The organism is Spirulina sp. 06S082 (assembly GCF_034932145.1).
In the GTDB taxonomy this organism is placed as follows: domain Bacteria; phylum Cyanobacteriota; class Cyanobacteriia; order Cyanobacteriales; family Spirulinaceae; genus CCY15215.
Genome location: NZ_JAYGHV010000447.1, coordinates 1 through 5,890, shown reverse-complemented (window position 1 = coordinate 5,890; position 5,890 = coordinate 1). Strand labels below are relative to the sequence as shown.

Here is a 5,890-nt window from a genome sequence, read left to right as displayed (position 1 = left end):
TAGTGAATATTGATTTTCTATATATTTTAGAGTATCTTTCAATTCTTGTCCGTGTAAAAGCTGAGAAGAATCTTGCTCCTCAGAACCAAACCAAGCTGCTAGTTGTTTGCTGTAAGATCGCACATCAGGAAATATTGTCTCAACCCAAGCTGAATTAAAAACCTCTTGATAAATTCGATTGGCAATTATGAGTTTTTTTGATCGCTTTACCACTAGCCCAAGATCGAGTAAATACAATTGATCGTTATCCTTCTCATTAACTCCTACTTCTTCATTCTGCAAAATTCTTCGATATAGTATCAACATCCAGAAGCGATCGCTTTCCTCAATCTTCAAAATGCGATCGCGAATCTCTCGTAAATGTCCTGCATCATCGTGGGTTTTCCAGCGATCGATCAAATGCGATCGAACTAACTCAGTGACCCAATTTCTTTCATCTTGTATCTCCAATCTCTTTGAGGATGTCAAAATCAGAGAGAAAATTTTATCTTTGAGGTCTTTTTGTCCGTTTGTCCAACCATAAACTGAGTTGAGTAACACATCTGGATCCGTAAATTTTCCTTCCAATCGTTGATATTCTAGTTGATGACGAATGGCACTTTCGCGTAAAAAAATTCCATCCTCAGCTTTTAAAGTTTTATCTTTTGACCATTTCAACGCTTTTTCAAGTTCCTCTCCATGAAGTAAATAAGAACTATTTTCCTTGTCAGCTCTCCAATTTGTTGTTTCTTCTGTATAAGGCCATAAATTATTTAGTTGTTCTTCTACCCACTCCAGATTAAATATTTTTTTATAAATCAAATTTGTAATTTCTAAATTTCCCTGATTTTTGGTTATTAAACCCGACAATCGCAATTCTGCTTGTGTTGGACTTCCATCCCTTTTAATTTCGCCTTGTTTTAAGATTTGTGTATATACGGCTAATAATCGATCAATTTTTGATTCATCCTTAAGTAATCGATTTTGTATTGTTTTTAAATGTTCTGGTTCATCTTGACTTTCCCAATTGTTGAGAATAAACTGTTCAACTAATTGATCGATATCAGGGTTTCCATTTTCTGCCTTTTTAACAACTAAGCTACATAGTTTTTGAGTTAGAAATGGTTGCCCATTTGTCCATTTTAATATTATTTTCAATATTGTTTTTGGATTGTCTACTTTTTTTTCAAGTCCTTGAATTAACTTTGATTGAGCTTCTTCAAATGAAAAACCTGTTAACTCAATTGCATGACCGATATTAAATGGAGTTCTATATTTATCCTGAATTAAATCTGATGGTGTTGCTACCCCCAATAGAGCAAAAGTAAGGCGTTTATATTCGGAAATATTAGCTCGTTTATTGTGATAAGAACGAATTAAAGCAAAAAAATTATCGCTTTGGAAGTTTAAACTGAGAATGCTATCAATTTCATCTATGAATATCACAATAGACTTTGAAGATTTTGCTAATAATACTTCTTTCAGAAAAAGAGTAAAACGATAATTAAAAGCATAATCTTGATGCTTTTTCCACCAATCTCGCTGATTTATTTTAAGATTAAAACAATATACTAATTCATTAATAATACTTCTGTAGCATTCTTCTTCACTTCCGCCAATTCCTGTCAGATCAATATCAGCACAATCAATTCCTGCTTGTGTTAATTTATATATTGTTCTATTTTTTAAACTGGATTTACCTGTTTGTCGGGCATTAAAAACATAGCAAAAATCTCCTTGCTTTAACTTCTCATAAAAATCGCGATCGGCTTTTCGCTCAACATAGGTTGGATCATCCCATGCAAGACTTCCTCCTTGCGTTTTATAAAACCGATCCAAATTTGACAATATATTCATTGGCAATATATTCATTGGCTATCCGAAAGGCGATCGCGAAAATACTCACGATATAACTCACAGCTTACAACAACTTCATTACCTTGGTGCTTGACCAAGCCTATACTATTTAGTTTATAACTTATTGTCGTCTCCAGTCGCACTGAATTCTGTGACTGAACAACTTGTTTAAGCGCTTGAGCAAGTTCTTGGTGCTGTTTCAACTCCTGTAAAAGTTCCATAAGATAATTACTGTAAATTCCTGCTGCTGTAGGAGCATCCCTCAGCAAGTCGTCTAGTTGACTCTCCGGATGGGTTTTGAGATGGAAGAGAGCCTGTTGGAGTAAAAAAGGATGTCCACCTACCATTGCTGTCAATTTTTGCACGCGATCGCGATCGACTTTATGGCGATCGGCAAGCTGCTGAACTTGCTCTAAAGTAAAGGGAGGTAACTCAATCGGCAATCCAACATTAAACGGTGAGTGATTGATGTTAAGTGTGGGGTAATCTTCTGTCGAATGAACAACAATAAGACGAAGTTCTTTCCAAAGTGAGCGAGTTTTTGCTCTTTCATGCCAGAAGCGCAACAATGTCAAATATTCTTCAGCGACAGGATAGGAAAAAATAAAATCAACATCATCCAAACATAAGAGCAGAGGAGAGCTAGAGTCAGACAAAAAATGTTTTTCAAAATAGTTTGTACAGCTACTCTTGCTTCCTATTCCGTCACTCCAATCATCTTCTGTGTCTTGTGAGATAGACAATTCTAGACAAACAGCATTACAAAATTGCCGTAAGAATTGCTCTAAATCCCCTAATGCACTGCGATCGATCGCTTTGAGACTCAGATGAACAGTTCTGTAACCATCTTTTGCAGCCCGATCGCGAAGGGCGATCGCAAGGGAAGTTTTTCCCATTTGCTTCGGAGCCTTAATCCGAATCAGAGAACCAGGTTTGAGAATCTCTTGATAGCAAGTTTCCTCAATAGGGGGACGCTCTATATAAATTTTTGAGGTTTTGAGAGTCGATGGATTCGATGGATCGCTCAACTGTGGAGGAATCTCACCAATCTCCTGCCAATCCAGTCCTAATTTTTCGCTAATTTCAACAAAATTCAGATGATCGATCTGTTTTCCCGTGAAAAACTTGCTTACTGTTGCTCTAGCAAATCCAATGTCCGTCGCAAAGGCTCTCTGACTAGGATAACTATTGCGACGAAGTGCTGTACGAACTTTGGGAAGCCACTTTTGAGTAACTCGGATTGAGCGAGACATAGAAAGATGTATAAGAACTATTCAGATTTTAGCGAGTTTTTGTCAGTCCCAAGTTAGTCCAAGTTAGTCTAAGTTAGTCCAAGTGAATTTATATTGATCACAATTTAAGGCGATCGCGATCTCAAAATTCGAGTACACAGCCGATGTCACATTTAATACAACTAATGTAGTTCAAAAATAATAATTTATTGATTTTATTACTTGAAATATCTTATTTCAATCTAGCGAAAATTAGTCCAAAGTAATTCCATATCTTAGTCTTCGGCACGATTTCATAGAAATGTAGTTAGAACGGAGTAACCAATCCATGAATAATCTTGAAGACTTCAAAGTGTTGCTGGAAATCGTAGTGCTATTAGTCACTCTATTGACCGAATCACCTTGCGTATTATTCGGAGCGATCGCATTGTTATTTCTCTACCTTGTTACCAAAAAGTAGAACTGACACGGCCATAACCTAACACGATCTTACATTATCTGGCAAGTTTGATTATGCGATCGATAGATAGATGTCCCAGAATATTCTGGGACATCTATCACTTTGTTTATCAATTATGATTCGTTACAATAATAGCGATAGTTCTATACCCGAATTGCATTTGTTTCAAATGGCAATACTATTAAGGTAAAGAAAGTTTTTCTCTCATGCAAGTTATTCGCATTCCTGTCCTCTCTGACAACTATATTTTTTTGCTCCACGATGGGACTCAAAATCTTGCTGCTGTTGTCGATCCAGCACTAGCAGAACCCGTTTTACAGCAATTGAATGCCCTCGGTGCAGAACTTGCAGCCATTTTTCACACCCACCACCACTGGGATCATATTGGCGGTAATCGAGAGCTTTTGCAACATTTCCCCAATTTGCTAGTGTATGGGGGAGCAGAAGATCGCGATCGCCTCCCTGGACAGAACAGATTTTTACAAGAAGGCGATCGCGTCGAGTTTGGCGATCGCCAAGGAGAGGTATTTTTTGTACCCGGACATACCCGCGCTCACATTGCTTACTATTTCCCCCCTCGCGGCGATCGCGAACCAGGAGAATTATTCTGCGGCGATACCTTATTTGCCGGAGGTTGCGGGCGCTTATTTGAAGGAACTCCCGCTCAAATGTTGAATTCCCTCGAAAAATTGCGAAAACTGCCCGATAATACGCGAATTTGGTGCGCTCACGAGTATACACTGAATAATCTCCAATTTGCTCTCACCGTCGATCCCTATAATATTGACTTGAAAACTCGTTATGCAAAAGTGAAAGTAATGCGATCGCACCAAGAACCAACTATTCCCTCTCTTCTTAGCATCGAAAAACGCACAAACCCTTTCCTACGCTGGGATAGTGCCGAAATTCAACAGGCAATGAGAACAAACGATAAGGTCAAAACCTTCGCTCGCTTGCGGGGAAAAAAAGACTTATTTTAAACTTGGATTGCAAAAAGACTTCGATTTGATTGTATAGTAAAAGATTGTGACCAAATTGTAGAAAAAATTTTAGGTTTACTGGAGAACTATGGCCAAGCGCGTACAAGTTGTTTTAAATCAAGATGTCAGCAAACTCGGCAACAACGGTGATGTCGTTGATGTTGCCCCTGGATATGCCCGCAATTACCTCGTCCCGAAAGGATTTGCCGTGCGAGCAACCCCTGGCATCATTAAAATGGTAGAACAAAGAAAAGAGAAAGAGCGCCTGCGCTTACTGGAAATCAAGCGAGAAGCTGAAGCCCGCAAGACAGCATTAGCAACCGTTGGACGCTTAACGATTAAGAAGCAAGCTGGAGAAGAGAAAGCCATTTTTGGGACAGTAACATCACAAGATGTTGCCGATACCCTCAAAGAAAAAGCAGGCCAAGAGGTTGACAAACGCGATATTACCATCCCCGATATTCGCAAACTGGGCAATTATCAGGTTGAAGTCAAGCTACACCCAGAAGTGATAGCAATCGTTGAAATTGAAGTTGCACCCCTTTAAAAGGAAATGAGGGAGGAGGAGAAGAGAAGAAATCCTGCTGACTCTCCCTACTCCCCAACTCCCATTAATAAATATTCTCAATTCAGAAAAATTGTTGAAAATGACCCAGAAAACAAACTATCATTTTCAATAAGTCGCTCTTTCTGAGAATTATGCTGCCCTACACCGCCAATACCCTCAAAGCCGAACTCAATTCTCGAGGTTGGCGCTTAACTCCACAACGGGAACAAATTTTGCACGTTTTTCAAAATTTGCCGAGGGGAAATCATTTAAGTGCGGAAGAACTTTTTCAACTTTTAGAACAGCGCGGCGAAAGTATCAGTCTTTCTACAATTTACCGTAGTGTCAAACTCATGGCGCGGATGGGGATTTTGCGGGAATTAGAGTTAGCAGAAGGACATAAGCACTACGAACTCAATCAACCTTACCCTCACCACCATCACCACATGGTTTGCATTCAATGCAACAAAACCATTGAATTTAATAACGATTCGATTTTAAAACAAAGTCTGAAACAAACCGAAAAAGAAGGATTTCAACTCATTGATTGTCAATTAACGGTAATGACAATATGCCCAGAAGCCCTGCGTTTAGGCTGGCCGTCTGCCTTACCGAGTAACTGGTCTTGTTCCCGCGCCATTTCAGAAAGTCATGCCAGTGAAGATAATAGTCAAAAGCAGCGCGATCGCGCCGAGGAAGAATAATATTTTTTAACAATGGGAGCGGGAATTCCCCTCTTCAAATCTTCGATTGAAGAGGGGATGAGAGCGACCTCCAAAGGTCAATTGGATAAGCTGAGGAGCGGTGCAACCTCGGCACGAGGTTGCACCGCTCC

The 5,890-nt window shown here is 39.3% G+C and carries 5 protein-coding genes; 3 read left to right on the top strand and 2 right to left on the bottom strand.

The features are described from left to right. Both VB714_RS26595 and VB714_RS26590 read right to left on the bottom strand, forming a co-directional pair. Positions 1 to 1,851 (bottom strand): AAA-like domain-containing protein (locus VB714_RS26595; RefSeq protein WP_323228298.1); only part of this gene is annotated, 1,851 nt, incomplete at its 3' end. Then, positions 1,848 to 3,089 carry an AAA-like domain-containing protein gene (locus VB714_RS26590; protein ID WP_323228297.1) on the bottom strand — a complete coding sequence of 414 codons (1,242 nt, stop codon included), beginning with the start codon at positions 3,087 to 3,089 and terminating at the stop codon, positions 1,848 to 1,850. The genes VB714_RS26590 and VB714_RS26595, both read right to left, overlap by 4 nt. Positions 3,090 to 3,734: 645 nt before the next feature. Here VB714_RS26590 and gloB point away from each other — a divergent pair. From gloB to VB714_RS26575, 3 genes are all read left to right on the top strand, one after another. Further along, positions 3,735 to 4,508 carry a hydroxyacylglutathione hydrolase gene (gloB, locus tag VB714_RS26585; protein WP_323228295.1) on the top strand — a complete coding sequence of 258 codons (774 nt, stop codon included), beginning with the start codon at positions 3,735 to 3,737 and terminating at the stop codon, positions 4,506 to 4,508. A gap of 88 nt (positions 4,509 to 4,596) precedes the next feature. Continuing rightward, positions 4,597 to 5,055 (top strand): 50S ribosomal protein L9, encoded by a 459-nt coding sequence (gene rplI / locus VB714_RS26580; RefSeq protein ID WP_323228293.1) that lies wholly within the window; start codon positions 4,597 to 4,599, stop codon positions 5,053 to 5,055. 152 nt (positions 5,056 to 5,207) lie between these two features. Next, positions 5,208 to 5,759, top strand: a complete 552-nt coding sequence (locus VB714_RS26575) for a transcriptional repressor (RefSeq protein ID WP_323228292.1) — start codon at positions 5,208 to 5,210, stop codon at positions 5,757 to 5,759. Positions 5,760 to 5,890: the final 131 nt, after the last annotated feature.